The following is a 537-nucleotide window of genomic DNA, read 5'->3' as shown; positions in this document are numbered from 1 at the left end:
ACGGCCCTTTTTCTTTATTGCTCCCTTGATTCAGTGCAGTTATTGTTGTTTCCACATCTTGCACGATGGCTGCAAAGCGGTACTGAAAATGCCGTCTGCCTTCCAACAGTGTGTAACTAATGCCTGCCAAATCCTTCGTTGTGATTTCTTTTCTTGTCATCATTTCTCGTAACTCATTTATTTTTTCTTGTAAGCCCTGTTCCGTCTTCGCTGATAGAGCTATCAAATAACTAGGGAATGTTTCTTCCTCCACCTCCGTTTCATGGGAGGGATAACTCTTTATTACCATGTGGGCATTCGTTCCGCTCATCCCAAATGAATTTATTGCTCCGACTCTCCGCTTCTCCCTTTCTTCCTGCCAAGGTTTATTGGCTTTGTTCACATAAAAAGGGCTGTCCTTCCACGAAATATAGCTATTTTCTTTTTCGCAATGCAGGCTCGCCGGAATTATCTCGTACCGTAGAGCCTGCACTAAGGAGATCAGGCTTACCAATCCGGAAGCCGCCAGCGTATGGCCAAAATTCGTCTTTGTTGAAG

General features: G+C 44.5%; 1 protein-coding gene. It reads right to left on the bottom strand.

Annotated elements, in window-relative coordinates; genetic code table 11:
• Positions 1-537: ketoacyl-synthetase C-terminal extension domain-containing protein (locus tag HQN90_RS40130; RefSeq protein WP_420851122.1), on the bottom strand; the 537-nt coding region annotated here is incomplete at both ends.

It is taken from the genome of Paenibacillus alba (genome assembly GCF_013204855.1).
In the GTDB taxonomy this organism is placed as follows: Bacteria; Bacillota; Bacilli; order Paenibacillales; family NBRC-103111; genus Paenibacillus_E; species Paenibacillus_E alba.
This window is presented reverse-complemented; position numbering and strand designations above follow the sequence as displayed.